Here is a 25,501-nt window from a genome sequence, read left to right as displayed (position 1 = left end):
AACAAGCATTACTCTCTCTAACCAAATCAATGCCCATGAGATAGTGATACTTAGTCTTTTGGTTTCAGTGCTTCACACCTCCCGGCTTCGAACTGCTCTTGGCGCAACTGCTGGGCGGCCGGATCCCGGAGCTTGGCGAAGCCCGCTTGGCAATTCTGCGAATTCTGAATGTGACGCGTTTTTGTCACATAGATCACTGGCCCTGCGGGCTGGGCACACCGAGAGGGCCAGTCTGTTCCAAGACGCATCAACGATAGTCTTGGATCATGGCCCAGGCTTCAAATGACTCCACGCTCAATGAACAATTCGCCGCCCTGCTTTCGGAAGACGGCTGGAAGCTGCTTTCCACCATCGACCCGTCCATGGTGGCCACCAAGGATGCTGCTTGGTCGCTGAATGAGAAGCTGCGCAAGGAAGGCCACGACGCCCAGGTGGTTCGCGCCGTCATGGCGCAGGCCGAGCTGCGTTTCCGGGCGAGGGTGAAATTCGGCCCCTTTGCAGACTCGTTGATCTTGACCCCGGCCGGACTGGAGCAGGCCACGCGCCTGACCATCGCCGGGCTGCATGCCCGCCGCTACACCAATGCCGGTTCCACCCACGTCGCCGACCTCGGATGTGGCATCGGCACCGACTCCATTGCGCTGGCCAGCGCTGGCGTGCAGGTCACCGCAGTAGAGATGGATGAAACCACCGCGGCAGCCACAACACTGAACCTGATGCCCTTCGACAATGCCACTGTGATCCACGGCAGCGCCGAGGACACCGATCTGACCGGGGTTGACGGCGTCTGGCTGGATCCAGCCCGGCGTACCGACGTGAAGGGAAGCACCCGCCGACTCTTTGACCCCGAGGCGTTTTCCCCGCCCCTGTCTTTCGTGGAGAAGCTGGTGGACTCCGGGCTGGACGTCGGAGTGAAACTTGGTCCGGGCCTGCCCCATGAAGCGATTCCGGCGAACGCCGAGGCTGTCTGGATTTCGGACCACGGCTCGGTCATCGAGGCCTGCCTCTGGTTCGGCAAGCTCAAGCGCAAGGACATCGCCCGTGCCGCGCTGGTCATCGACAAGGACGGCGCCCACGAGTTGGCCAGTGCAGCTGCCGCGGCAAATGATCAGCCAGCCCCGGTAGGCGAATTGGAAGCGCACATCTACGAACCCGATGGCGCAGTGATCCGTTCCCACCTGATCTCGACCTTGCTGGAGCGCACTGGCGGCCACCTGCTCGATGAGCACATCGCCTACTTCACCCATAACCAGCAGATCTCCACGCCGTTTGCCCGCGGATACAAAGTCATGGCAGTGCATGACTACAACGTGAAGAAGCTGCGCAGCTGGGTGAAATCCAACGGCATCGGCACATTGGATATCAAGAAGCGCGGAGTCGACGTCACGCCCGAAGAATTGCGCCGCATTTTGCTGGCAGGCTCCCCCAAGAGCGCCAAGAACAAGGCAACGCTGATCCTGGCTCGCCTCGGCGACAAACGCGTAGCTTTCGAGGTCATCCCGCACTAGTCTGGGGTGACGCAGGTCCCACCGGAGCATTGTCCCGGCAGGAGCGGCGCAATACATACAATGAGTATGGAGAAACATCGAGGAATCGGTGGACGCTCCATCCACTTTGTTCGGCTCCGGAGCATTCCGTCCGAGACGTCATCAATAGGAGCGCCGTGCAGAAAATCGAGTTCGCCCACTCTTCCCAATCCACTATCGGTGTCGAATGGGAAATCGCCTTGGTCAATCGCGAAAGTGCGGACTTGTGCTCGGTTGCCGAGAGTATCCTTGACCAGCTCAAGGATGAGGCCGGTCTTGACCGCGAAGATGAGCATCCGACAGTGAAGCCGGAATTGTTGATGAATACCGTGGAGGTGGTCACCGGTGTCCATACCAACGTGGCAGACGCGGCTGAGGAACTGCGCACCAACGTGCGCATGCTCAACGAGGTCGCCGGAAACCACGGCGTGGACCTGTATTCCGCGGGCTCCCATCCTTTTGCCGCGCCGACCTTGCAGCCGGTGACGGACAAGGACCGCTATGCCAAGCTGATTGACCGCACCCAGTGGTGGGGCCGCCAGATGGTGATCTACGGCGTGCACGTGCACGTGGGCTTGGACGATCGCGAAAAAGCGCTTCCAATCACTGACGGTTTGATCAACTACCAGCCGCATTTCCAAGCACTCAGCGCCTCCTCCCCCTACTGGGGCGGGGAAGACACCGGCTACGCTTCGCAGCGTTCGCTGATGTTCCAGCAGCTGCCAGCTGCCGGGATCCCCTTCCACTTCGATTCATGGTCCGAATACGAATCCCACGTTACAGACATGCTGCACACCGGGGTTATTGATGATGTCTCCGAGATCCGCTGGGATGTGCGTCCGGTACCTCGTTTGGGCACCGTGGAAATGCGCATCTGCGATGGCGTGAGCTCTCTGGATGACATTGCCGCCTTTACCGCACTGACCCAGTGCCTGGTGCACGACATGTCGCTATCAATCGAAGCCGGCTACAAGATTCCTGTCATGCCGGCCTGGTTCCGAGTGGAGAACAAGTGGCGCGCCGCCCGCTACGGGCTGGATGCCATCATCATCCTCAACGCCCAAGGCGACGAGATGCTCGTGACCGACCACCTGCGCTCAGAGGTCAAGCGCCTGGCACCGATTGCCGAGCAGCTGGGATGCGCCGAGGAACTGCAGGGCATCATCCGCTTGATCGAACGCGGGGCGGAATACCAGTTGCAGCGCAATACCTTTGCGGCTTCGGGCGGGGATTTCAAGGCAGTGGTGCAGGAAAACGTCCGGCGCATGAAGGCTGTTTAGTCCGGGCAGAGCCCTTGAAGTCAGGAATTAAGGCATCCAGCTCATGCAGTAATCAAGATTCTTGATAACAGTTCGAGCTGCTGCTTCGGGATCGCCTGCTTCGATTGCGTCTACCAGTGATTCGTGGCCCTCGTGCAGGCAGCCATCGAATCCGTCGGAAAGCCTCTGGACCATCTTGGTTCCGTGGAAAACATCCCCGAAGCTCTCATAGATCTCATGCATCAGCGGAACACCGGAAGCCCGCGCCACTTCCAGATGGAATTTCCAGTCGGCTTTCGCCCACGCAGGATAATCCCGGTTTCCCCATGCTTCGCTTCGCTGGCCCAGCAAAGCGCGCAGCTGTTCGACTACTTTTGCATCAGCGGCTTTGGCAGCGAGCCGGGCCGACTGGGTATCCAGGGCGAATCGCACCTGGAGCACGTCCTGGTCGGAGTGGTCGCGGTACACCCGTTGGGCGGTGCCGCTGATCTCGCTGGTCGCGCGCACGTAGGTGCCATCTCCACGGCGGACCTCGAAGATCCCCGTGCTGGCCAGCGCCTTGATGGCTTCGCGCAAGGTCCCGCGGGAGACGCCCATTTCCGCCATCAGCTCGGGTTCAGCCGGAATGCGGTCCCCCACCTTCCAGCGGCCCTGCGCTACGGCGCTCTGCAGCTTCGCCACAACCTCTTCGGACAAGGGCGGACGCAATGGGGTCTTGCTCATGGCCGCTCCGCTTCAGCCGAGCCGTCCACTTCGATCAACGGATGCGAATCGGCTTCGGTACGCAGGCCGCCCAGCTTGTAGCAGAACAGAAGCTGCACCACAGCGAAGGCGAGGATGATCACCAAGCCAACCGTCCAAGATCCCAATGCGCCCTGCATGAGCCCCAGGGCGAAGGGTCCAATGGCTGCAATCAGGTAGCCGACAGATTGGGCCACCGTGGACATTGCTGTCGTTTCTTCTGCGCTGCCGCCACTGCGGCTGAGCATGAGCATCACCAGCGGGAACACCCCGAAGCCCAGGCCAATTAAGACCGAGCTGATCAAGGACAGTTCTACCGGCAAGAGCAGCAGAGCGATAAAACCGAGTACCGAGCAGCTGGTAGTCAGCACGAAGGCACTGCGCAGCAGGGCCGGCTTCGAAGCCATCCAGAGCATGATCATGACTGCCGGGATGCTGACTCCCTGCACGATGCCCAGCATCAAGCCGGCATCAACTGGCTCCAGCCCGCGCGAAATGAGGATATGCGGCAACCAGCTGACCACGGTATAGACCAGCAGCGACTGGATGCCGAAAACAGTGGTGAACAGCAAGCCCTTGCGCGTGGCCAGTAGCGGCCATGGAGAAACATGCGTGCCCTTCTGAACAGCGGAACGCTTCCCGGAGATGGACAGCGGCACAAAGACCAGCAAAGCCAGGCCGGCGGGAATCGCCCACAAAGCCAATGCCGTCGTCGGCGAACCCGCCTTCACCGCCAGCGGGACGCTGATTGCGGAGGCCAGCGTCGCGCCGATGGACATGGTGGTCGTGTAGGCCGCGGTCATCGACGCGGCGCGGTTCCCATGGTGCTCTCGAATAAATGAGGGCATGGCCACATTGCAGATGGCCAAGCCGCACATGCCTACCACGGTGCCGGCCAGCAAAGCCCAAGTTGAATCGACAATGCGCAAGGCCAGCCCAGCGGTGAGCAGCAGCAAGGACAGGGCGATGCCCAGTTCCAGTCCGGTCCTGCGGATCACCAAGCTCGTTGCCGCGCCAGCCACGGCAAAGCACAAAACTGGGATCGTCGGCAGCAGCGAAGCGATGAACGTGCCGTACCCCATCATCTCCTGCAGGTCATGGAAGAGCGGAGATGCCGAGGCAATACCCATGCGCAGGTTCAGCCCGACGAGGATCACCGCCGCAACTGCCAGTGCGCTTGCCCGCCAGGGATGCTTGGCGGCTTTGCTGGCAGGAGGCGGGGCCGCGGATTCTGATGCGTTGTCGATCACGTTTAAACATTAGACGTTTGATGTTTCACGCGGCGAATCCTGTGATCCAGCGCATCAGAACCTCGCGGCGTGCCCGCTTCCGTCCGCCAAGTGCTGCTGCTCGGGACAGAACGCCGGCTACGTCGTGCACTTGGCAAGCACCGCAGGATGGCCCGCGACCCGATTTACCCCAAGCCACCCTCGGGCTTCCTGGATCCTGGCAGCAGCCAGCCTCCTATGCGAAGCCCAGCTCGCGCGCCGTGAGATTCTTGTATGACGCTTTCCCGCCGGAGACAAAGAGCTTGATCCCGGCATCAGTGGACAGCGGGAACACGCGATGAGAGTGGACGAGCCGCCCGTCGCCGAAGAACACCTCGACGCTAGAGCGATCCACCAGGATGCGCACGTCGAGTTTCCCGCTCGGTACCTCCAATGGGCTCTTGGATTCGCCCTTATCCCCCGGATGGAAGCCCGGCTTGCGATTCACATAGGCGAACCCGCCGGCCAAATAGAGCCCGGTTGCCACATGACGCGTTCCGGATACGGCCCGGCACAGCTCGAAACCGATGTTTTCCGGCGGATTGGCCGGGTCCCACCGCAATTCGCACTGCAGCACATAAGCACTGCTGGAGAACGGGAGAATCTTCTCCCCCGAAACCACAGGGCTGCCGAACTTGGTGGTTGCACGGGCTAGCCTGTCCAGTTGCGCCACCGGAACAGAAGCGAGGTAGTTGCCATTCGGTCCGGCAACCATCCGCACCTCGCGCACAATCATGTCGTCTCCGTTGTAGCCATCGGTGGCCATGCTCGGAGCATTATGCGGATAATCCCAGAAGTTGTTCCAGCCAATGGCGCGGCGCATTCCGGGATTTTCGCTGCCATCAACGTGGTGGTCTGGATAGGTCACCGCGCCGTAGAAGTCGAAGCCCCAATCCAGCCATTGCGGCTCGGCCTGAGAAGCAGTGAAGGCCTTTCCGTCGAAGTCGCCAATCCAGTAGGCGTAGGTAGCGGGCAAATCGCGGGGCTTGCCGTTAGCGCTGGTTCCCAGCACCCAATGCCTGGAACCATCCGAAGCCTGGATCTGGAAGAGATCCGGGCATTCAAGAATGCCCAGCGTGGTGCGCACGAATTCGCTGGTTCTCGTCCACTGCTTCAGATCCGCCGAAGCATAGATTCCGATGCGGTCTCCCTCGGCATTGAGCAGGACCCACTGAGAGCTCTGCTCATGCCAGATCACCTTCGGGTCTCGGAAGGCATCGGTGCCCGGGTTGGCCAGAACCGGTTCGGTCCCTCCGGGCTTGAAGCTGCGCCCCTTGTCGGTGGAGTACCAGAGGTACTGGGCCTGCATGCCATTGGGTGCTTGGGTGACCAACGCAATCAATGCGCCCTTCCCGTATCCTGCGGTGTTTTGCTGGTCGATGACAATTGATCCGGACCAGCAGTCTCCGTTGGGGCTCTCATGCTTGCTGATAGCTACGCCGCGGTCAGTGAAATTCACGTGGTCAGTGGTACTCGCCATGCGCCAGCTGGTCCCATTGCCGCCGAGAATGTAGTCCTCGTTGTAGAGGTAGTAGTACAGGTATTCGCCATCAAGATACACCGGACGCTGCGGGTCGTTCTTCCAATTGTCGGGGACGCTGAAGTGGTAGCTGGGACGGTAGCTCATGGCCGGGGAAACGCCCTTCTTGGTCTTGGAGCTGCCTGCGGGAGCGGCATGGGCTGCATCTGGGCCAACCCCGGCCAGCCCCAAAGCGGTGGCTGCAGCCAGGGTTTTGACAACATTTCTCCGGGAGGCGCTGCCGTAGGCGGCATTCATATCCAGATTCAATTCATTTCGCTTTCGCCGGCCAGCACCCAGTGCTGGCGTGATTCATCGATCATGTGCTTTTTCAGGGTGGTGCTGGCCGACCAGCGGTGGATCTGTTCACGCAGGTCCGCGCGCTTCGACGCATCCTGGCTGCTGTCGCGGTCCGGGTCGGGTACCGCGCCCACCAGCAGCCGGGTGTATGGATGCCGGGGATTGTCCAGCAGCTGCACGGACTCGCCCGACTCGACTATTCGCCCCTCGTTAAGTACCGCGATCCGGTCCGAGAGATAGCGGGCGGATGCCAAGTCGTGGGTGACATAGAGGATGCAGATCCCATGCTCATCGCGCAGCTTGTGCAGCAGATTCAGCACGCCGATCCGCACCGAGACATCCAGCATGGAGGTAGGCTCATCGGCCAGGATGACTTTCGGCTTGGCGGCCAGCACGCGGGCGATTGCAATGCGCTGGCGCTGTCCGCCGGAGAGCTCGTGCGGGAATGAGGACAACACATCCGGGCTCAGCCCGACGGTGGACACCAGCTTGGCCATTTCTGCGCGCTTGGACTTGATGCTTGGCTGGTGCAGCGCCAAGGCGCGTTCCAGGATGTGCTCCACTCGGAAGGCCGGGTTCAACGAACCGAAAGGGTCTTGGAACACCATTTGCACTTCGCTGCGGTAGTTCCGGGCCGCTGATCCCTTGAGCCCGGATATGTCCTTTCCATTGACCAGCATTTCCCCGGAATCCGGTGCCTCAAGCAATGCCAAGCAGCGGGCCAACGTCGATTTACCGGAACCTGATTCGCCCACCAGCGCCACGATTTCACCGCGGTGCAGATCCAGGTCGATACCCCTCAGGGCCGGAACCTTCGTGCGACGGAACAGTGCGGTGCTGGTGAAAGATTTGCTCAGCGAACGGATACGCACCACTGGCACCATAGAGGCGTGCTTGGCAGCTGTCGAGGTCATGGCAGTTCTCCTTGAGTGAGGACCGGGGCTTGGGTCGGGGCGACCCAATGGCCTTCGCCTACCTGCCTAAGGTCCTTGATGTTGGTGAATCTGGTGCCTTCGGCCAAGCCGGTGAGCTTGACTTTCGGTCCGTGCAGGGGCGGGAACGCCCCGAGCAGCGCCTGCGTATAGGGGTGCTTCGAACCATGGCGCAACGACGGCGCCGGTGCCAGCTCCACGATGCGCCCTCCGTACATGATGCCAATGCGATCGGAGAGCTCAAGCATCAGCGACATGTCATGGGTGATGAACAGGATGGCGAATCCGAGTTCGCTTTGCAGTTCCCTGATCTGCTCCAGGATTTCTTGCTGAACCACTACGTCCAGCGCCGTGGTGGGCTCATCCAGGATCAGCAACCGCGGGTTCAGCGCACAGGCCATGGCAATGACAATGCGCTGGCGCTGTCCGCCTGAAAGCTGGTGCGGATAGGCCCGCAATCGCGCCGGATCGATGCGCACCATGGTGAGCAGCTCTTCGGCGCGCTGCACCGCGGCAGCACGGGTGCCGCCACGGTGCGTGCGGATCACGTCGACAAACTGCTCGCCAATTCGGGTGACCGGGTTCAATGAGTTCATCGCCGACTGGAATACCATGGCGACGTTGTTCCAGCGCCAGGCGCGCAGTTCCGCTTCGTCCATGCCCAGCACATCTTGGCCTTCAAAGAGGATCTTGCCGTGGGTGATCCGCGCAGGATCTTTCAGCAAGCGCATGATCGAGTTGGCAATGGTGGACTTGCCGCAGCCGGACTCCCCCGCCAAACCGAAGATTTCACCGGAGTGGATGGCGAAGCTGACCCGGTCAGCGCCGCGCACAGCTCTCTCGTCGCTGACGTACTCGACGGTCAGGTCCTGGACTTCCAATACCGGGACGCTCATTTTTCTTCCTTTCGCACCACGGTAGTCGCCGCGGTGCTTTTCGTTGCATGCTTCGGGCGGCGCAGGCGCGGATTGGTGATTTCATCCACCGCGTAGTTGCACAGGGCCAAGGCGAAGGCGACCAAGGCGATGGCCAGGCCCGATGGCACGAAAATCCACCATTGGCCCAGCATCAGCGATCCGTCGCTGGTCGCCCAGAACAGGTTGGTACCCCAGGAGATGGTGTTCACGTCGCCCAAGCCCAGGAATTCAAGCCCAGCCTGTGCGCCGATGGAGCCGATGATGCAGCCAAGCAGCGTGGTCATGACGACCGAGGCCATATTGGGGAGCATTTCGCGGACCATGATGCGCAGCGGGCGCTCGCCCGATACCAAAGCCGCGGCAACATAGTCTTTTCCGCGGATGGACATGGCCTGGGAACGCATGACGCGTGCACTGCCTGCCCATCCGGTAATCATCAGCACCACGATCACCGTGCCAAGACCAGGCGGCATGAATGCCGCCAGGATCACCAGCAACGGCAGGCCGGGCACCAGCAGGAAGACGTTGGTAACCAGGGAGAGCACCTCGTCCAGGCCGCGGCCGAAGTAGGCCCCGCTCAACCCGACCAGCACGCCGACAATGGTGGAGAGGATGCCGGCGGCGAAGCCGACGAAGAGCGACGAGCGGGCACCCCACAGGGTCAGCCCCAAAACGTCTTGGCCCTTGCTGGTGGTACCCAGCCAATGCTCCATGCTTGGTGCGCTGGCACCGGCCGAGGTAATCCGCGACGGATCCCCGGGGAAGAGCGCCGGGGCAAGCAAGGCCAGGATGATAAAGGCAAGCAGGATGCTGAGCCCAGCCACGGCCTTGCCGTTGCGGAGCAAAGTCCGCAGCAACCGGGTAGCACTGACTCTGGCACGCGCGGATCCGCTTTCCTCCGCTGGTTGCGAGGCAGCCAGAGTCTGTGGATCTGTAGCATTCTGGGTCATGGCGATCAGCCTTTCCGCACGCGAGGGTCGAGTCGGACGTAGACAAGGTCTACGAGGAAGTTGGCTATCAGCACCGCGGCAGTAATGGTCAGGAACATGCCCTGCATCAGCGGGTAGTCAAGGCCTTGGACAGCGCCGAGCAGCTGGTAGCCGACGCCTGGGTAGGCGAATACCACTTCGGTCAGCAGTGCGCCGCCGACGATGAAGCCGATGCTCATGCCCATGCTGGTGACCGATGGCAGCATCGCGTTGCGTGCCGCGTAGTTCAGCATGATGCGGTGCGGTCGCAGCCCCTTGGCCTCGGCCATCAAAATGTAGTCTTCGGAGTTGGTGGCAATCATGGTGTTGCGCATGCCCAGCATCCAGCCGCCCAGGGAAACCAGCACGATGGTCAGCGCGGGCAGGACCAGGTGCGCTGCAACGTCCAGGATGAATTCGAGATTGAATCCGGGAACCAGGCCTACGGAGAAGGCATGGCGCATCGGGGCGACGCCCATGTTGATGCCGAAGATGTACAAGGCCCCCATGGCTAGCCAGAAATACGGGAAAGAACCGATGAACACCAGCAGCGGTGGAGCAACCGAGTCCAAGAAGCCGCCACGGCGCCAGGCGGCAAGGATGCCCAGGAGGTTTCCGAGGATCACGGCGAAAATCAATGAAGTCAGTCCCAGCAGCAAGGTCCACGGCAGCTGCGAGGCGATGACCTCGGAGACTGGAGTGGGGAAACGGGAAATCGACATCCCAAAGTCGCCGGTCAAGACACGGCTAAGATAGCCAAAGTATTCGGGGATGATGGGGCCGCCGTCCACTCCCATCAGGGTTCGAAGTGCTTCGACTTGTTGTGGCTCAAGCCGTTGCTGCGAGCGGGACAGCATGCGGGTGACGGGATCGCCTGGCATCAGCCGCGGTAGAAGGAAATTCAGGGTGATTGACGCCCAGAAGGCTAGGAGATAAAAGCCCAAGCGCCGTAGGAGGAAACTCATGTTGTGTGTCCTTGGCTAAGGATCGCAACGCAGCGGGCGGACGGTATCCGCCCGCTGCGAAGGGAAAATGTTGCTAGTTCGCTGGTTCCAGGCTGGTGAGCACCAGAACGGTGGTCGGGGCCCGGTTGCTCAACGTGGCATACGGGTTATCTTCGGTTGGCCAACCCACGAAGTTCTCAGTGGTGTAGGCACCCCATTCCGGTCCGGCGAATAGCGGTACTACCGGTGCCAGTTCGCTGTAGCGAGCCTGCAGGTCGTTAACGATCTGCTTCTGTTCTCCCTCATCGCCGGCAGCCACGAACTTGTTCAACAGCTCATCTGCTTTTTTATCGCTGAACCGGTGGTAGTTGTCAAAGGTCTGCTTGCCCACGGGCTTGACGTTCTGGCTGCCCATGAGGTTGAGGTAGTACTGGTAAGGAGTCGGAGCGTTAGCGGTCCAAACGATTCCGGTGTCGAATTCACCGGTTTCGTAGCTTGCGGTCACCGCGGCCCAATCCGGCGAATCAACAGTCGCCTTGATGCCCACGTCCTGGAGGTTTTGGGCGATGATATTCGCTACCGAAAGCCAATCCGAGGAGGTTGAACCCACGGAGATATCGAAGGTGAATGGCTTGCCAGCGGCGGTGGTGCGCTGCCCCTGTGCATTCTCCTTGAAGCCTGCTTCATCAAGAAGCTTCTTTGCGCCTTCCACATCCCGCGTGGTCCAGTCGCACTGTTCGACGACCGCAGCGTCGCGCCACTTGTCATAGTTGCCGGACAGTCCGGTGCAGTCCGCTGGTTTGGCGTAGTCGGACATGCCGACCTTGACAACCTGTTCGCGGTCTACGGCCATGCTCAACGCCTTGCGTACGCGAACATCCGAGAATTCTTTCTTGGTAGTGTTCAGCTGCCAGTTGATTTCGGCGCCAGTGGTCGGGAACCAGAAATGACGGTGCTCCGGATCCTTGTCCACGTAGGTCGATTGGATATCCGGCATGTAGGTTTGCGTCCAGTCAACATCGCCGGAGATGGCGGCGAGGTTGGCTCCGTCGTTGCCGGCGAAAGCGAGCATGCGGATGCCGCCGATATTCTGCTTCTCGGGTTGCCAATAGTATGGGTTCTTGCCCAATTCGAAGGACTGCGCCTGGAAATTGGCTACTTCGGTGTATGGTCCGGTGCCTACCGGTTTCGGGTTCTCTTCATTTCCGGGCTTGTCGAACTTGGACCAGATGTGGGCCGGGACAATCACCTGCTGGCCCAGTTCGTAGAGGGCCGGGGTGAATGCCTGCTTGAAGTGGAACTCGATGGTCGAGTCATCGAGAGTCTTGATGGACTTCAGGTAGTCATAGCCGCCGAGCAGTTCCTTTTGCAGTTCAACTGAGAGCTTGACGTCCTTGGACGTCAGCGGGGTGCCATCGGAGAATTTAACGCCCGGACGCAGATTGAAGGCCAGCGACTTTCCGTCTTTGCCTGCACTCCACTCCGTGGCCAGCCAAGGCACGGTGTCGCCGCCTGCCGGGTTGTAGACCAGCATGGATTCGTAAATGGACTGCCCGGTCATTGGCGCAGCATTGGGCGAGAAGGGGTTGAAGTTTTTTGAGAAGGTTCCCATGTCCTCGCGCGGAATGGTCAGGAACGCGGCGTTGGCTGATCCGTCGCCCCCTTCAGTTCCGCCTGGATTCGATGAGACGCATCCGCTCAAGGCGAGGGTGCCGGCCACAGCGGTCGCGGCCACGGCAAGGTGCGCGCGACGTAAGTATTTGATTATCATTGAAGTTCCTCATCCATTCATGTGATGTGTAGCGGAGGGGAAGTTCATCTGCGGCCGTGCATGGCCACAGACGAACGAATGCGTGGGGGGCAGCCGATGGTAATTTGGCGATTCTCGATCGGCGAGCCCTCTACCATTTGATTCAATAGGGACACCCCCGCCATGCCCAGTTCTTCGAAGGGCAAGGCAATGGTTGTCAGCTTTGGCCGCATATGCGGTGCCAGAATTTCCTGATCATCGAATCCGACGATTGAAATGTCTTTTCCCACCTGCAATCCGCGTTCCTTGATTGCGTCATAGGCGCCCATGGCGATCCGGTCATTTCCGCAAAAAATTGCGGTAGGCGGATCCAGTTGGCTTAGCAGCGTTTGCGTACCGTGGTACCCGCTGTCGGCAGTTCCATCACCAGGCACGATCCGGGAATCATCGAATTCAATTCCGTGATCGCGCAGGGCCTGCTTCATACCGGCTTGGCGTCCGATTTGCGCAGGAATTCCTGTTTTGAGAGTGATGTGCCCGATGCTGGTGTGCCCGGCCTTGGCCAGGATTTCAGCGGCAGCGTATCCGCCGCCGAATTCATCCGGAACAATTGATGGCAATTGGCCTCCGGCATCGAAGCAGTTGACCAGTACGCAGGGAACTGATTTTGCATTTTCCGGCACCGTGATTTGGCGGTGCCAGGAAGTCGCGATGATCAATCCGCCAACCTGCTGTTCAAGCAGCTTCTCAACGGCGAGGTTATCCATGCCTGGATCATCGTCGCTGGGTGCGATAAGGAGGAAGTTGCCGTCTTTCCAAGCTGCCTGCTGCGCTCCCTTGATCACGTCAGTGGCAAAGGGCGAGGTGGCAATTTCGGTCACCAGCCCGAACCAGGAGCTGCGTTTGCTGGCCAAGGTTCGTGCGGCTGCGTTGGGGCGGTAGCCCAGTTCGCGCGCCGTTTGGTTGATTCGTTCTCTTGTGGTTTCGGGGATGCTTGATTCCATCCGGCCGTTGAGTACGAATGAGACGGTTGTTCGGCTCACCCCGGCTGCTTTGGCAACGTCGGCCATGGTCACTGACTGCTGAGACATGCCCCTCCTCCCCTTCGAGATCAGTGCGTTTCGCGTCGTGCCAACGGTTTGCTAACACGATTCAGTAACGCGCGTTACTACGCTGTGAAATAAGGTAACCTACATCACTTACGGCTGTCAAGGAAGAAGTTTTGCGGCAGTGAAAATCATTGACAGGATCGATTCCTGACCGTCAAGGCCATGGATCCAAGACATGGGAATCCCTTGCTTCATTCAGCTGAGTAGGGCAAATGGGGCACGATGCCACAGGGCAGAGGCGTAATCAGCACCCCGAAGCATGGCAGCCATTCCCCGAAATGGCACTGGTGGACACAAAGGAAATCGTGGAAATCAGGTTCGCGGAACCGGCCGGCTCGGTTGTGCCCACGAGTCAGCGGGATTTCATGGACTCGCGCTCAATGAGCGGCATGTCGATCTGATGCTCCCCGGGCTCCAGCTTTCCATCGAGCAGAAGCTCAACGGCCAGAGCACCCATCCCCTCATATGGAAGTCGAATAGAGGTCAATTGCGGGCGAAGGTAGCTGGCAATGATCTCGTCATCGAAAGACAGCACGGACAGGTCCGTTCCTGGCTTCAGGCCATTTTCGGCGAGCGCTTGGAAGACACCCATGGCCACGCGGTCATTGGCGCAAATGATGGCGTCAGGGTTGTACCCGTCGGCTAGCATCCGGATTGTTGCTTCATATCCGTCGGTGGGGTTCCAGTCGTCGAGCACCCAGTGGCCCAGTACTTCGAGGTTTGATTCCGCTAAGGCTCTGCGCAGGGAGCCGAAGCGGCGAGAGATACTTGGATAGGTTCGCGGATCCTTTTCGGCGTTTTCAAGTTCACCGATGACCGCAACACCCTTCGCCCCGGATTCGATAACCCTCTGCACGGCTTTAGCCCCCGAATCCATCTCATTGGGAAGCACTGCGACGCAAGGGCTGTCGTCAATGCCGTTGACCAGCACGGTGGGCAATCCAGTTTTCGGGATCTTCAAATCACGTTGGCGAGAATCCATGAACCCAAGAATCAGCCCGTCAACGTCCCGGTGGGTCATCTGCGTTATTGCTTCAGCCATTTGCTCTGGCTTGCCGAAGGTCTCAGCAATGAGCACCGTATGGTCTCGCTCTTCCGCTGCGCGCAGGATGCCGGTGATCATTTCGGAAGCAAAACGAGTCACGGTAACTTGATCAGAGATGAACCCCAGGGTGCGCGTCTTCCCGCTTCGCAAGGATTGGGCTGCCGCATTTGGCCGGTAACCCAGTTTCTTGGCGGCCGCGCGCACTCGTTCCGTGGCTTCGGCGGACAGTCGCGTGCCCGGCTTATTGTTCAGGATCATGCTGACGGCAGCCTTGGACATCCCCGAAGCTTCTGAAACGTCAGCAATTGTTATCCGCTTGGCTTTAGGCGATTCCACATTTCCCTCTTGAGACAGTTCGAATGCAATTATTCGACCCTAGCCTATTGCAGTGATTCGGCCACGCTGTTAGAGTCTTGTGCTAAATCCATTTAGCCAACTCATATCGAAGGATGGCAGCGTTGCCCGAAACTCAACAGGTCGCGGTGAAGCGACCACAGCTACATTTCACTGCGAAGAAAAACTGGATCAATGACCCCAATGGATTGTTCTTTGACGGAAAGCAATACCACCTGTACTTCCAGCACAATCCTCACGGCGTAGGCCACGGATTCATGTCTTGGGGCCACGCGGTCAGCACCGATCTGGTGAACTGGGAAGAACTTCCTATCGCGATTCTGCACGGCGACATGGCTGATATCTTCTCCGGCTCCATCGTGGTGGACCACCAAAATACCAGCGGCTTCGGCGACGGCACGGTTGCGCCGGTCGTTGCCATCTACACCGCGGCAGCCAAGGATGAGACCAACCAGTCCCAAGCCATCGCCTACTCGCTGGATGGTGGAATCACTTTCACCAAATACGGGCAGAATCCAGTTCTGGATCGAGGGTCCAAGGACTTCCGCGACCCAAAGGTCATCCGATACGAATCCGAGCAGGGTTCCTTCTGGGTCATGGTTGCTGTTGAAGCCATTGATCGCCGAGTGATGATCTACCGTTCTGAGAACCTCAAGGACTGGACCGAGCTCTCCAGCTTCGGACCCCAGGCTGCTGTTGCCGGAATCTGGGAATGCCCAGATCTATTCCAGCTACCAGTTGCCGGCACAGACCAGCTGAAGTGGGTTCTAATTGTTTCGCTGAACCCAGGCGGCGTGGCCGGCGGCTCAGGTACCCAGTACTTCATTGGTGAATTCAACGGCACCACCTTCACTCCTGATGAGACTCAGGAAACTTGGGATAGCTTCGGATACGAATCCTTGAAGCAGGGCGACTGGCTGGACTGGGGACGCGACTTCTATGCAGGTGTCAGCTTCCACGGCTTGCCACTAGACGAGCAAACTCTCATTGCCTGGATGAGCAACTGGGACTACGCCCGCGAGCTCCCCCACGACGGATGGCGCGGATCCATGAGCGCCGCACGCCGGCTGGATTTGGTGAAAGACTCCAACGGCAAGTTTGACATTCGCCAGCGCATTCTCGGATTGCCAAAAGCCGACGTTGCATCAAGCAAGGCCAACGCTGGCGAAAATCGTATTGAGCTGGGCTCCCCCGCTCTGGTTGAACTGACGTTTGCTACCAGCCCAACCGAACCAGCAGTCCTTTCCTTATTCCGCGCCGATGACACTCTTATCAGCGAACTCACCGTTGAATCCGAATTGATTCAGCACCGCCGCGAAGCAGGCAAGGTAGACCACGAGCTCTACGCCTCCAACCAGCGCATGCCTCTGCCCGCTGGTTCGGATGAACTAGATGTGAAAGTTCTCGTGGATCACGGATCTATCGAAATCCTAGCTGCTGGTGGTCGACGTTCCCTTACGGATCAGCTCACCGGTGAGGCAGCGCTGGCCTACGCGACCTTGCGCGTCGCAACTGGTGCGAATGCGTCTTTCAAAGTTCAAGAACTCTCTGATAACGCACTGGAGCCCAAGGCATGAGCCGCATTAGCGTAATGGGCGAATCCCTCGTCGACGTTGTTGAAGAAACTGCGCATCCTGGCGGATCACCGCTGAATGTCGCCGTCGGGCTTGCCCGGCTGGGACATGATGTTCAGTTCTATACGGAATTCGGTCAGGATTCCTACGGCATTCAAATTGCGGAGCACCTGGATCAGGCGGGAGTGCATGTTGCCGCCGGCTCAGTAACTGGGCATCCCACGTCCGTAGCCCAGGTAGTGATGGATGAGCACTTCAATGCTCGTTACAACTTCGACATCCACCAGCAGATTCCTGCTGTCCCCGCTGATGATTCCAGCGAATTGCTGCACACCGGTTCCATCGCTGCTTGGATTGAACCCTCGGGTCAAATTATTGTCGATGCTTTCAAGAATGCATCAGACGATTCACTTCGAAGCTATGACCCTAACCTCCGTCCGGATCTTGTCGAGGACAGGGACTCGGCTTTGCAACGCATTGAGCTGCTGATGGGCCTGAGCCACATCGTGAAGCTCAGCGACGTTGATGGTCAGTGGCTATACCCAGGCCTAGAGCCATGGGAGGTTCTGAAGCACGTAGCCAGCCTCGGCCCAGCCTTGGCAGTGATGACTCAGGGCGGCGATGGTTGCGTGGCGCTTTCCTCGGGACGGCAATTTGATGTCGCTGCCTCTCCCACCAATCTTGTGGACACCATAGGTGCCGGGGACGCCTTCATGTCCGGGCTGCTCTTTGGAGTGCTGGCTAATCCAGAATTCGCTCAAGCTCTTCGTCACGGCGCAACGGCTAAGTCTCAAGATGTTGAAGAGACACTTCGTCAGGCCTTAACCTCAGCTGCACTGACAGTGGCACAAGCCGGAGCCAATCCCCCGTGGATTAAAGACTTCTCCCTCGCAATCGCTCAGTAACTACGCTTCGCAGCGTTCACGAAAGAATCCAGGACAAAGATGGCTGGCATTACGACTACTTACAAGAATCCTATTTACCTCCAGAGTTCCTTCTCGATGCTCCTGTTCTTCGCATCGTGGGGCATTTGGTGGTCCTTCTTCCAGATCTGGCTCACCAGCGAATCAGCAGGTCTGGGGCTCACCGGGGCACAGGTCGGCACGCTCTACTCGGTAAACTCGCTGGCAACGTTGATCCTGATGTTTGCCTACGGGGCCATTCAGGATCGGCTTGGCGACAGAAAGCATCTGGCCACCATTCTTGCCTCGGTGACCGCCCTGATCGGGCCATTCTGCACGTGGGTCTACCAGCCACTATTGCAGTCCCAGTTCATGGCCGGCGTGCTCATTGGCGCCATTGTCTTGTCAACTGGTTTCCTAGCCGGAGTTGGGCTATTTGAAGCCTTGACCGAACGCTACAGTCGCCGTTTCAACTTTGAATACGGGCAGGCCCGCATGTGGGGGTCCTTTGGCTACGCTCTGGTCGCATTGGCGGCCGGCTTCCTGTTCACTATCAACCCCATGCTGAACTTCTGGATCGGGTCCGTTCTGGGCCTGGCCCATCTCCTGCTGCTGGTGCTGGGCCGTACCAATAGACAGCCAGTGATCGCCGCCGGTTCCGGCAGGAAAATTCTTTCCCCCGCAACTACACCGACAATTCGTGAAATGTTCAGGCTATTCCGTCTGCCGAGTCTCTGGCTGATCATCTTGTTCGTCATGCTCTCTTGGACGTTCTACACCGTCTTCGACCAGCAGATGTTCCCCGAGTTCTACACCGGCCTATTTGAATCACCCGAGACCGGACAGCGGGTATACGGAATCTTGAACTCAGTTCAGGTGTTCGTTGAAGCAGCCATGCTTGGCATCATCCCCCTGGTCATGCGCCGGATAGGCATTCGTTCAGCATTGCTACTGGGAGTGGCCATCATGTTTGTCCGCATCATCGGCTGCGCCCTGGTTGACGATCCGGTGCTGGTCTCGGCAATCAAGATGTTGCATGCCATTGAGACACCGCTATTCATCTTGCCGATCTTCCGTTACTTCACGCTGCACTTCAATCCGGCACTGTCGGCAACCCTATACATGGTTGGGTTCCAAGTATCGGCACAGATTGGCAACGTCATTCTGTCCACTCCCCTCGGTGCGCTCCATGACCGTATGGGCTACCAGCAGACCTTCATCGTGATTTCTCTAGTTGTGCTATTAGCTGGGATCTACGGATTCTTCGCTCTCAAAAAAGATGATCAGCAGGTAGATGGTGACCCGTTCATGCGTCATTCAAAAGCTGCCATGAACTCATAGCTGACTATTAGGCGAAGCGGGGTGGGATGTTGTCGAATTCGACGACATCCCACCCCGCTCTCGTTTGAGTAAGGAATGTCAAAAATGCGCAACTTCTGCATTGGGTTTATTTATGTTGCACACCTATTGTCGATGACTTAATTTCTTCATTTCGTCACTCTGGCTTCCTACGATCTAAACATTGTCGCCACGATAATTACACGGCGAATCACAGAATCATTTTGAAAGGTCTCCATGAAAACATCGTCTTCTGTTCCACGTCGCGGGATATTGGTTGCCGGCACCGCAGCCGCTATCACTGGACTCTTCGCCGCCAACAGCGCAACTGCATCCCCAGCACCGGCTGAGAATCCGGGAACGGGTCCCAGGCCAAAACTGAAATTCGCGGCAGATGGCAAGTTCAAGATCGTTCAGTTCAATGACACCCAGGATGGACCGCGCACCGATCGTCGCACCATTGAGCTGATGGAGAAGGTTCTGGATGCCGAGAAGCCCGGCTTCGCCCTGATCAACGGCGATGTAATCAATGGCTCCTCTCAAACAGTTACCGAAGGCAAGCAGGCTATCAACAACGTCGTGCAGCCGATGGAGTCCCGCGGTATCCCTTGGGCACTTACCTTCGGCAATCACGATGAAGATTCAATGCCCAATGGCACAGGCATGGACGAGGCAAAGATCCTGAACTTCATCCGAGGCTATGAGTTCAATGCCAACTCGAAGAATGACAAGATTGTTGGCGAATCGAATTCCCAGTTGCTGCTCGCTTCCTCGAAGAGCGCCAAACCTGTCTTTGGCATCTGGCTGCTTGATTCGAACCGCTACGCTCCAAAGACTGTTGGCGGCCAGGACTTCGAGGGCCTCATGTCCTACGACTGGATCCGTCCCGAGCAGATCGCTTGGTATCGCGAAGCTTCCATAGCCACCGAAAACCGCTACGGCAAGGTTCAGTCGCTAATGTTCTTCCACATACCACTGTGGGAGCACAACCACATCAACACCTACATGGGTGACTACTACGGCATCGAGCTCGGCTACGGTCCAGGTACCGGTTTCGGCACCTACGGCCTCGGTGGGACCGAGAACCATCACCTACGCGGCGCCCGGGTCTTCGAACTCGACGAGAACAAGAACAGCGTTTACGCCGGAACCCGCACCGTGTTCTCCAAGGATCTGGGTATCGACATGGGTACTCAGGGACAACCGATCGAAGGGCCACTGCCGCTTCCATAGCCAAGACAAGTTCTGAGCAAGACGAAACCGACCGACGAATGAGCGATTTCGTCTTGCCCAGACTTTTTTACCGCAGCGAAACTGGTAACGGCAAATTATCGAACAGCTGGAAACCATGGCCGGCGTATTTGTAAAGCGTTCCAGACCTTCTACGAAGACGCCTCCATCCACGAGGAATCCAACCCGGCATCATCTTCGACATGATCATGAAACCGGACTCGATGGGGAGCTACAGCGACAAGGACGTGGACCAGGTCGCCACGAAGTGGGTAGCCCAACACAACCACAAGGGCTCGGACTCACACCTGCAACCTCCCATCGACGTATTCCACGACCGCCGCAGGAATGCCACGCAGGATAACAACACTCTGGAACCGGAACAACCAGTCGAATTCCGCAAAACCGCGGGCGCCTTCAACAAGTCCTACGACTTCTTCTCGCAGGTCATCGACTACGGCAGCACCCGAATCGAGAAATTCGCGATCTACCTGAAGCTACTGGCCAAGGCACTGCAGACCACAGCCACCGGCAACAGCTTGGACCTTTCCGATGCGGCGCTCACCCACTATGCCCTGAGGTGCAAGAAGCACAGGACCTGGAGCTAGTGGGTGGGCAAGGCAAGGGAATCGAGAGGTGACTGCAGCCGATTCGGGCGTTGTGCGGGAGACGACCCTACGCACTTTCGACGGACAGATTAAGCAGATCAACGAGCTATTCGAAGACACCGGAATCAGCGACGACGACCAAATCAATGCCGTCGAATCGATCATGCGCACGCCGAACCACACGAGCAGTTACAACGTGAAGCGATTGCAAATGGACCGATAGATTTCAGTTCATCGCCAAGTCTTCCCGAGACTATTGACAAGATCACCTACACCTCGGGAGAAGGACGCAAAAGGCAATCAATGCCTAGCTAGAGGTGGATGCCCCGGACGAGATAGTTCATTTTCTTCTTGCGACTGGTTTGCAAGATCGGGCTAGGAAGCCTTCGCAACGTGATGCTATGACGAATCATTACCCTGAGACACATAGACGTACATAGGTGCAAGAGGTCTTGCTGTTCGCTTTTCCACTCAGTGGCTCATGACCCCGTTAGGAGTTTTGTTTAGTCTTGGACCGACAGATCTTGACTACGAATGCCGATTAGGATGGACAACCCTAGAAATTAGTTTGGGGTCCACCGCCTGTACGTGGTGGCCCCAAACTGAGGTTGCTCAGGTGTCTAGCTTCGAGAATTCAAAACGATGTTCGTTACCGGCTGCGAAGAGTCGGTTGCGAATTCCAGCCCAGACGGAGAAACGCCATCAGCAACCAGCTGCGCGCCGAGAGCTGCAACCATTCCGCCGTTGTCCGTGCACAAGCTAAACGGAGGAACCACCAAGGCTATGCCCGCAGAGGCACATCGGGCCGCCAGAAGTTCACGCAAGCGGGTATTCGCCGCCACTCCCCCGCCCAGAAGCAGAGTCTTCAGTCCCTGTTCCTTCATCGCCCGGACTGCCTTCGACGTGATCACGTCAACGACTGCTTCCTGGAATGACGCAGCAATATCAGCGACAGGAATTTCTTCTCCGTTGGCCTCGAAGTGCTCGACGCAGCGGGCTACAGCAGTCTTCAGTCCTGAGAACGAGAAGTTGTTGCGGTGCTTGCCAGGATTCTCGGCACTGCCCACGAACTTCGGCAGCGACAAGCCACGAGGGAACCGGAATGCCTTTCGGTCTCCATCCTTGGCCGCCTTGTCGATAGCCGGTCCACCTGGATACCCAAGACCCAGCAAACGAGCAGTCTTGTCATAGGCTTCACCGGCTGCATCATCAATTGTGGAGCCCAACAGCTGCACGTCGTTAGTCAGCGAAGTGACCTTCAAGATTTCGGTATGCCCGCCTGAGACCAGCAGTGCCCCGAAAGTAGGCGGCAATACGGTTCCTTCGAGAACGCCAACACCTACGTGAGCAACCAAGTGGTTGATCCCGTACAGCGGTTTGCCGGTAGCCAGGGCCAAGGCTTTGGCCGCTGATACGCCAACCATGAGGGCGCCGGCCAGGCCGGGACCGCTGGTCACGGCGATGGCATCAATGTCCTCAAGAGTCAGCTCCGCGGTATCCAAGGCGGACTGCAAGGTAGGCACGAAGGCTTCCAAATGAGCTCGCGCAGCGATCTCGGGAATCACGCCACCAAAGCGTACATGCTCATCCATGGAGCTGGAGACAGCGTTAGCCAGAAGCTTGTTGCCGCGTACGATGCCCACGCCGGTTTCATCGCAGGAGGACTCAATGCCTAGTACTACGGGTTCGGTGATGCTCATGCGTTGCGTTCTTCCTCTTGTCCTTGCTGTGCATCCAGCGGGAGTCTCATAATTAGTGCATCAACCCCGCCTTTGTAGTACCCCTTGCGGCGGTGGATGGTGGTGAATCCGATGGATTCATACAGGCCAATAGCAGTGGGGTTATCAAAGCGGACTTCGAGCATCACATCCAGTGCATTTTTCTCACCAGCCGTCTTGATCAGCAGGGACAATAGCTTGCGTCCCAGGCCTCGACCTTGGTAATCAGGGTGCATGGCGATGGTCTGCACATCGGCAATCGGCAAAACCACGCACAGGCCGGCATAGCCGATAACTCGACCAGAGTCTTCATAGACCCAGTAGGTGCGGGTGTCGCGCTGCGCTAGCTCGGATTCGAAACCAGCCAGTGGCCATGCATCCTCGGGAAACAGCTGCTGTTCCAGCTCGTGGACGGCCAGCAGATCCTCGGCAACCATGGGACGCAGGATGACCTGGTTCGCCTCGTTCATCACTTAGCCTGCTTCATGAACGCCGGAACCTGTGCATCGGATTCACGCAGGTACTGCGGCGAAGTGTCAGACAGATCCTTGCCCGCAGCCAGATCGCTTATGCCTCGGCGGACGAGGTAGCCAGCGTTTGCAATCCATTCAAAGGACTCAGGCATGGGCTTGGCCCCGGCTTCTTCCAATTGCTCGGCATAGATTCCGGCGCCAATGCCGTAGACCGGGAATGCAGGAAGGGCTGAAGCAGCTGAAACATGCGGGCCATCAACCATGGCTCCGTCCTGGTCGTAGCGAGCCCAGTACACTTCTTTGCGGCGCGCATCGGAAGCCACAATGAACTGTGCCGGAGCCTCGCCTGCATCCAGCACCTGTTCGGCGAGCGCATGCAAGGACATCACACCATGCACGGGTACCTGCCATACGAAGCCGAAGGTACGCGCGGCAACCAAGCCAACGCGCAGGCCGGTGAACGGGCCCGGCCCTACGCCAACGATAATGCCAGCAAGGTCTTGGCCTTTCTTTCCATGAGCGTCCAAGAGTTCCTTGACGTATGCCGACAGGGTTTCGGTCTGGTCGTTCCCCTTGGATGAAACCCGCTGGTCGACAACTAAACCGGTGGCTTTGTCAACCAGTGCCACCGATGCGTTGGCGGAGGTGTCGATAGCTAAGTAGTTAGGCATGCTTCTCTTCCGTGTGCTGCGCAGTTACTGCAGACAGCAAAGTGTCTTTCAACTGGGCAAAGGTGTCCTCGTCCCAGCGCGGGCCGATCCCCTTCAGGCTGAACAACCGCGGCTCGTCCAGCTCTTCCTCCGATTCTTCCCACGGGTTGGCACTCGGTGCGGCCAGGGCTTCGCGGTCCAGCTGGATTTCCAGACGCGAGTCCGTGAGATGTTCCACCTTGCCCAGCCCCCACTCCACAACGGTGACTGAATCAGCCAGCGTTGATTCGAGATCCAGGGTGTCCACGTCGTCGTGGCCCTTCAAGCGGTAGGCATCCACGTGGATCAGTCCGGGGCCATCGCCTAGCGCCGGGTGCTGGCGGGCCAAAACGAATGTAGGCGAGATGATTCCCTCGCGTACATTCAGTCCCACGCCCAGTGACTGAGTCAGGGTCGTCTTACCAGCGCCCAAGGCCCCGGTAAGAATCACCAAGTCTCCGGCTTTGAGCTGGGCACCAAGAGCTTCCCCCAGCGCTTCGGTAACAGTGAGGTCATCTAGTTGGCAGGAGAATTCCCGCACCGGGTTACTCACCGGCTTCACCCCAGCTGCCCTCGATGTAGTAGCGGGGCACGCGCGGAGAAATGCGGGTTACCACTTCGTAGTTGATGGTGTTCGCCGCATAGGCCCAAGTGTTCACCGACTGCCCGCCTTTACCGAAGATAATCGCCTCGGCGCCGAGGAAGTCCTCAGGCTTGATGTCCGCGCCCAGATCAATGACGCACTGGTCCATGGCGATGCGTCCGCGTACCGGGTAGGTGCGTCCGTTAACTGTTACCGGCGCACCTGTTGCGATGCGCGGCAAACCGTCTGCATAGCCCATGGGGATCAGCCCGAGGTAGGTCTCCGCTTCAGTCTTGTAATTAAGGCCGTAGGACACGCCCTGCCCCGGATGGACCTTCTTGACGTTAGCCACGCGGGTCTTCACTGTCATGGCTGGACGCAGGCCGAAACTTTCTGGCGAGTCGGTTTCAAAGGGGCTCAGGCCATACAGGCCCAACCCCAAGCGCACCATGTCGTGGTGCGAATCAGGTCGCGAAAGGATACCCGGCGTATTGGCGATATGGCGCACTTCAAGATCGAAGCCGGCTGCTTCTACCAGTTCTATGGCCTTGTTGAAGATTTCCAGCTGCTCGTCCGTTTCGGGCCGCTCTGGCTCATCTGCGACCGCGAGGTGGGAGAAGATGCCAACTACGCGCAGCAGTCCTTCTTCTTGGAAGTCGCTGGCGCGGTTCAACAGATCAGGCAGGGCATCCATAGTGGAGCCATTGCGGCCAAGTCCTGTGTCCACCTTGATGTGGATACGTGCCGGTGTCTGCACGGCACGTGCTGCGGCGGCAACGTATTCCAGCTCCCAGCCTGAGACTCCCAGATCAAGACCGGCATCAATGGCGGCCTCGAATGGGGTGTCCTCGGTGTGCAGCCAGGCCATCATGGGAGCATCGATGCCCGCTTCACGCAGGGCGAGAGCTTCCGTGGCATGGGCACACCCGATCCAGCGGGCGCCGCCCTCCAAGGCGGCCTTGGCTACGGGAATAGCTCCATGGCCGTAGGCGTCTGCTTTGACGACGGCCATAACTGCAGCTGGGGCTACAACATCAGAAATCTGCTTGACGTTGTTGCGGATGGCCGACAAGTCAATGACTGCACGACGTTCAAATCCGATAGCCTGTGCACCGCTGGTGCTGTTTGTCAGGTTGCTTTCTTCAAGCGCTTCAGAGTTCACCTAATCATCTTCGCACTTTTCGGTTCCGCTTGCCTTGTCCACCCGTGCGCAGTTCGGCACATAGTGCGAGTTAAAGTCGGAAGGGGCGGACCCAAGCAACTGTGTTGCTGGGTCCGCCCCTTGGAGACGGATATTTGTCAGGGCTTAGCGCAGAGTCTTCAGCTCGTCGCGGATCTGGGCGAGCAGCTCCAGCTGTGGATCTACTTCTTCCTCTGGCTCTTCTGCACCGGCAGCGCGGCGTGCAGCCAGTCGCTCGTTGAGCTTGGTCATTGGCAGAACCAGCGCGAAGTAGACAGCTGCAGCAATCAGCAGGAAGTTGACCAGTGCAGTCAGGAAGACACCGAACTTGATGTCAACGCCGTCAATGGTTAGCAACAAGAAGCTGTCGAAGTTTGGAGATCCAACCAGGGCGGCGATCAATGGCATCAGCACATTATCGACCAAGGCGGTGACTACGGCGCCGAAGGCAGCGCCGATAACAACAGCAACGGCCAGATCGACAACGTTGCCCTTCATAATAAAATCGCGGAAACCTTTTAGCATGGTTAGAGCATACACAGGAAAATCACAGCACGACTACGAATTTGGGCTC

The 25,501-nt window shown here is 58.4% G+C and carries 24 protein-coding genes; 8 read left to right on the top strand and 16 right to left on the bottom strand.

Annotated features, from left to right (window positions below):
* Positions 1-266 precede the first annotated feature (266 nt).
* Positions 267-1,508: an SAM-dependent methyltransferase gene (locus tag ACIQTS_RS00970; protein ID WP_400288475.1), complete on the top strand. Its 1,242-nt coding sequence runs from the start codon at positions 267-269 to the stop codon at positions 1,506-1,508.
* A gap of 155 nt (positions 1,509-1,663) precedes the next feature.
* Positions 1,664-2,806: a glutamate--cysteine ligase gene (locus tag ACIQTS_RS00965; protein ID WP_332731262.1), complete on the top strand. Its 1,143-nt coding sequence runs from the start codon at positions 1,664-1,666 to the stop codon at positions 2,804-2,806.
* Between the two features lie 27 nt (positions 2,807-2,833).
* Here ACIQTS_RS00965 and ACIQTS_RS00960 read toward each other — a convergent pair whose 3' ends face one another.
* From ACIQTS_RS00960 to ACIQTS_RS00915, 10 genes are all read right to left on the bottom strand, one after another.
* A complete protein-coding gene (locus ACIQTS_RS00960; RefSeq protein WP_400288479.1) occupies positions 2,834-3,508 on the bottom strand; it encodes a FadR/GntR family transcriptional regulator in 675 nt (224 codons plus the stop codon).
* Entirely contained in the window at positions 3,505-4,776 is a 1,272-nt protein-coding gene (locus ACIQTS_RS00955) for a CynX/NimT family MFS transporter (RefSeq protein WP_400288480.1), read from the bottom strand. The genes ACIQTS_RS00960 and ACIQTS_RS00955 overlap by 4 nt, the downstream gene beginning before the upstream one ends.
* A 214-nt stretch (positions 4,777-4,990) precedes the next feature.
* Positions 4,991-6,571: a glycoside hydrolase family 32 protein gene (locus tag ACIQTS_RS00950; RefSeq protein WP_402470565.1), complete on the bottom strand. Its 1,581-nt coding sequence runs from the start codon at positions 6,569-6,571 to the stop codon at positions 4,991-4,993.
* Between the two features lie 8 nt (positions 6,572-6,579).
* Positions 6,580-7,527 (bottom strand): ABC transporter ATP-binding protein, encoded by a 948-nt coding sequence (locus tag ACIQTS_RS00945; protein WP_402470563.1) that lies wholly within the window; start codon positions 7,525-7,527, stop codon positions 6,580-6,582.
* Positions 7,524-8,441: an ABC transporter ATP-binding protein gene (locus ACIQTS_RS00940; protein WP_105657620.1), complete on the bottom strand. Its 918-nt coding sequence runs from the start codon at positions 8,439-8,441 to the stop codon at positions 7,524-7,526. Before ACIQTS_RS00940 ends, ACIQTS_RS00945 begins: the two co-directional genes overlap by 4 nt.
* Positions 8,438-9,412 carry an ABC transporter permease gene (locus tag ACIQTS_RS00935; protein WP_105657621.1) on the bottom strand — a complete coding sequence of 325 codons (975 nt, stop codon included), beginning with the start codon at positions 9,410-9,412 and terminating at the stop codon, positions 8,438-8,440. The genes ACIQTS_RS00940 and ACIQTS_RS00935 overlap by 4 nt, the downstream gene beginning before the upstream one ends.
* A gap of 5 nt (positions 9,413-9,417) precedes the next feature.
* Positions 9,418-10,395 carry an ABC transporter permease gene (locus ACIQTS_RS00930; protein ID WP_105657622.1) on the bottom strand — a complete coding sequence of 326 codons (978 nt, stop codon included), beginning with the start codon at positions 10,393-10,395 and terminating at the stop codon, positions 9,418-9,420.
* 73 nt (positions 10,396-10,468) lie between these two features.
* Positions 10,469-12,145: an ABC transporter substrate-binding protein gene (locus tag ACIQTS_RS00925; RefSeq protein ID WP_402470559.1), complete on the bottom strand. Its 1,677-nt coding sequence runs from the start codon at positions 12,143-12,145 to the stop codon at positions 10,469-10,471.
* A 44-nt stretch (positions 12,146-12,189) separates the two neighbouring features.
* Positions 12,190-13,215, bottom strand: coding sequence for a LacI family DNA-binding transcriptional regulator (locus tag ACIQTS_RS00920; protein WP_105657624.1), 1,026 nt, complete (start codon positions 13,213-13,215; stop codon positions 12,190-12,192).
* 370 nt (positions 13,216-13,585) lie between these two features.
* Positions 13,586-14,614: a LacI family DNA-binding transcriptional regulator gene (locus ACIQTS_RS00915; protein ID WP_400288486.1), complete on the bottom strand. Its 1,029-nt coding sequence runs from the start codon at positions 14,612-14,614 to the stop codon at positions 13,586-13,588.
* Between the two features lie 122 nt (positions 14,615-14,736).
* On the opposite strand from ACIQTS_RS00915, the gene ACIQTS_RS00910 reads away from it, so the two are divergent.
* From ACIQTS_RS00910 to ACIQTS_RS00885, 6 genes are all read left to right on the top strand, one after another.
* On the top strand, positions 14,737-16,209 hold the full coding sequence (locus ACIQTS_RS00910) for a GH32 C-terminal domain-containing protein (RefSeq protein WP_400288487.1): 1,473 nt from the start codon (positions 14,737-14,739) through the stop codon (positions 16,207-16,209).
* Positions 16,206-17,111, top strand: a complete 906-nt coding sequence (locus tag ACIQTS_RS00905; protein ID WP_402470555.1) for a carbohydrate kinase — start codon at positions 16,206-16,208, stop codon at positions 17,109-17,111. The genes ACIQTS_RS00910 and ACIQTS_RS00905 overlap by 4 nt, the downstream gene beginning before the upstream one ends.
* 39 nt (positions 17,112-17,150) lie before the next feature.
* The gene (locus ACIQTS_RS00900; protein WP_133833644.1) at positions 17,151-18,449 is read left to right on the top strand and encodes an MFS transporter; all 1,299 of its coding nucleotides are present in this window, start codon (positions 17,151-17,153) and stop codon (positions 18,447-18,449) included.
* A gap of 234 nt (positions 18,450-18,683) precedes the next feature.
* Positions 18,684-19,679: a metallophosphoesterase family protein gene (locus ACIQTS_RS00895; protein WP_400288491.1), complete on the top strand. Its 996-nt coding sequence runs from the start codon at positions 18,684-18,686 to the stop codon at positions 19,677-19,679.
* A 200-nt stretch (positions 19,680-19,879) separates the two neighbouring features.
* Complete coding sequence (locus ACIQTS_RS00890; protein ID WP_400288492.1) at positions 19,880-20,284, top strand: hypothetical protein; 405 nt, start codon at positions 19,880-19,882, stop codon at positions 20,282-20,284.
* A gap of 28 nt (positions 20,285-20,312) precedes the next feature.
* The gene (locus tag ACIQTS_RS00885) at positions 20,313-20,507 is read left to right on the top strand and encodes a hypothetical protein (RefSeq protein WP_105657631.1); all 195 of its coding nucleotides are present in this window, start codon (positions 20,313-20,315) and stop codon (positions 20,505-20,507) included.
* A gap of 397 nt (positions 20,508-20,904) precedes the next feature.
* On the opposite strand, the gene tsaD is transcribed toward ACIQTS_RS00885, so the two are convergent.
* From tsaD to mscL, 6 genes are all read right to left on the bottom strand, one after another.
* Positions 20,905-21,984, bottom strand: a complete 1,080-nt coding sequence (tsaD, locus tag ACIQTS_RS00880; protein WP_400288494.1) for a tRNA (adenosine(37)-N6)-threonylcarbamoyltransferase complex transferase subunit TsaD — start codon at positions 21,982-21,984, stop codon at positions 20,905-20,907.
* Entirely contained in the window at positions 21,981-22,472 is a 492-nt protein-coding gene (gene rimI / locus ACIQTS_RS00875; protein ID WP_400288495.1) for a ribosomal protein S18-alanine N-acetyltransferase, read from the bottom strand. Before rimI ends, tsaD begins: the two co-directional genes overlap by 4 nt.
* Positions 22,472-23,146: a tRNA (adenosine(37)-N6)-threonylcarbamoyltransferase complex dimerization subunit type 1 TsaB gene (tsaB, locus tag ACIQTS_RS00870; protein WP_400288497.1), complete on the bottom strand. Its 675-nt coding sequence runs from the start codon at positions 23,144-23,146 to the stop codon at positions 22,472-22,474. The genes rimI and tsaB overlap by 1 nt, the downstream gene beginning before the upstream one ends.
* Positions 23,139-23,717, bottom strand: coding sequence for a tRNA (adenosine(37)-N6)-threonylcarbamoyltransferase complex ATPase subunit type 1 TsaE (gene tsaE, locus ACIQTS_RS00865; protein WP_105657687.1), 579 nt, complete (start codon positions 23,715-23,717; stop codon positions 23,139-23,141). Before tsaE ends, tsaB begins: the two co-directional genes overlap by 8 nt.
* Positions 23,710-24,909, bottom strand: coding sequence for an alanine racemase (alr, locus tag ACIQTS_RS00860; protein ID WP_133833636.1), 1,200 nt, complete (start codon positions 24,907-24,909; stop codon positions 23,710-23,712). Before alr ends, tsaE begins: the two co-directional genes overlap by 8 nt.
* A 144-nt stretch (positions 24,910-25,053) precedes the next feature.
* On the bottom strand, positions 25,054-25,452 hold the full coding sequence (gene mscL, locus ACIQTS_RS00855; RefSeq protein WP_105657635.1) for a large conductance mechanosensitive channel protein MscL: 399 nt from the start codon (positions 25,450-25,452) through the stop codon (positions 25,054-25,056).
* Positions 25,453-25,501 lie beyond the last annotated feature (49 nt).

This window comes from Glutamicibacter sp. NPDC090743 (assembly GCF_044769125.1).
Classification (GTDB): domain Bacteria; phylum Actinomycetota; class Actinomycetes; order Actinomycetales; family Micrococcaceae; genus Glutamicibacter.
Note: the sequence above shows the minus strand (reverse complement) of the source record. Positions and strands in the feature narration are given on the sequence as shown.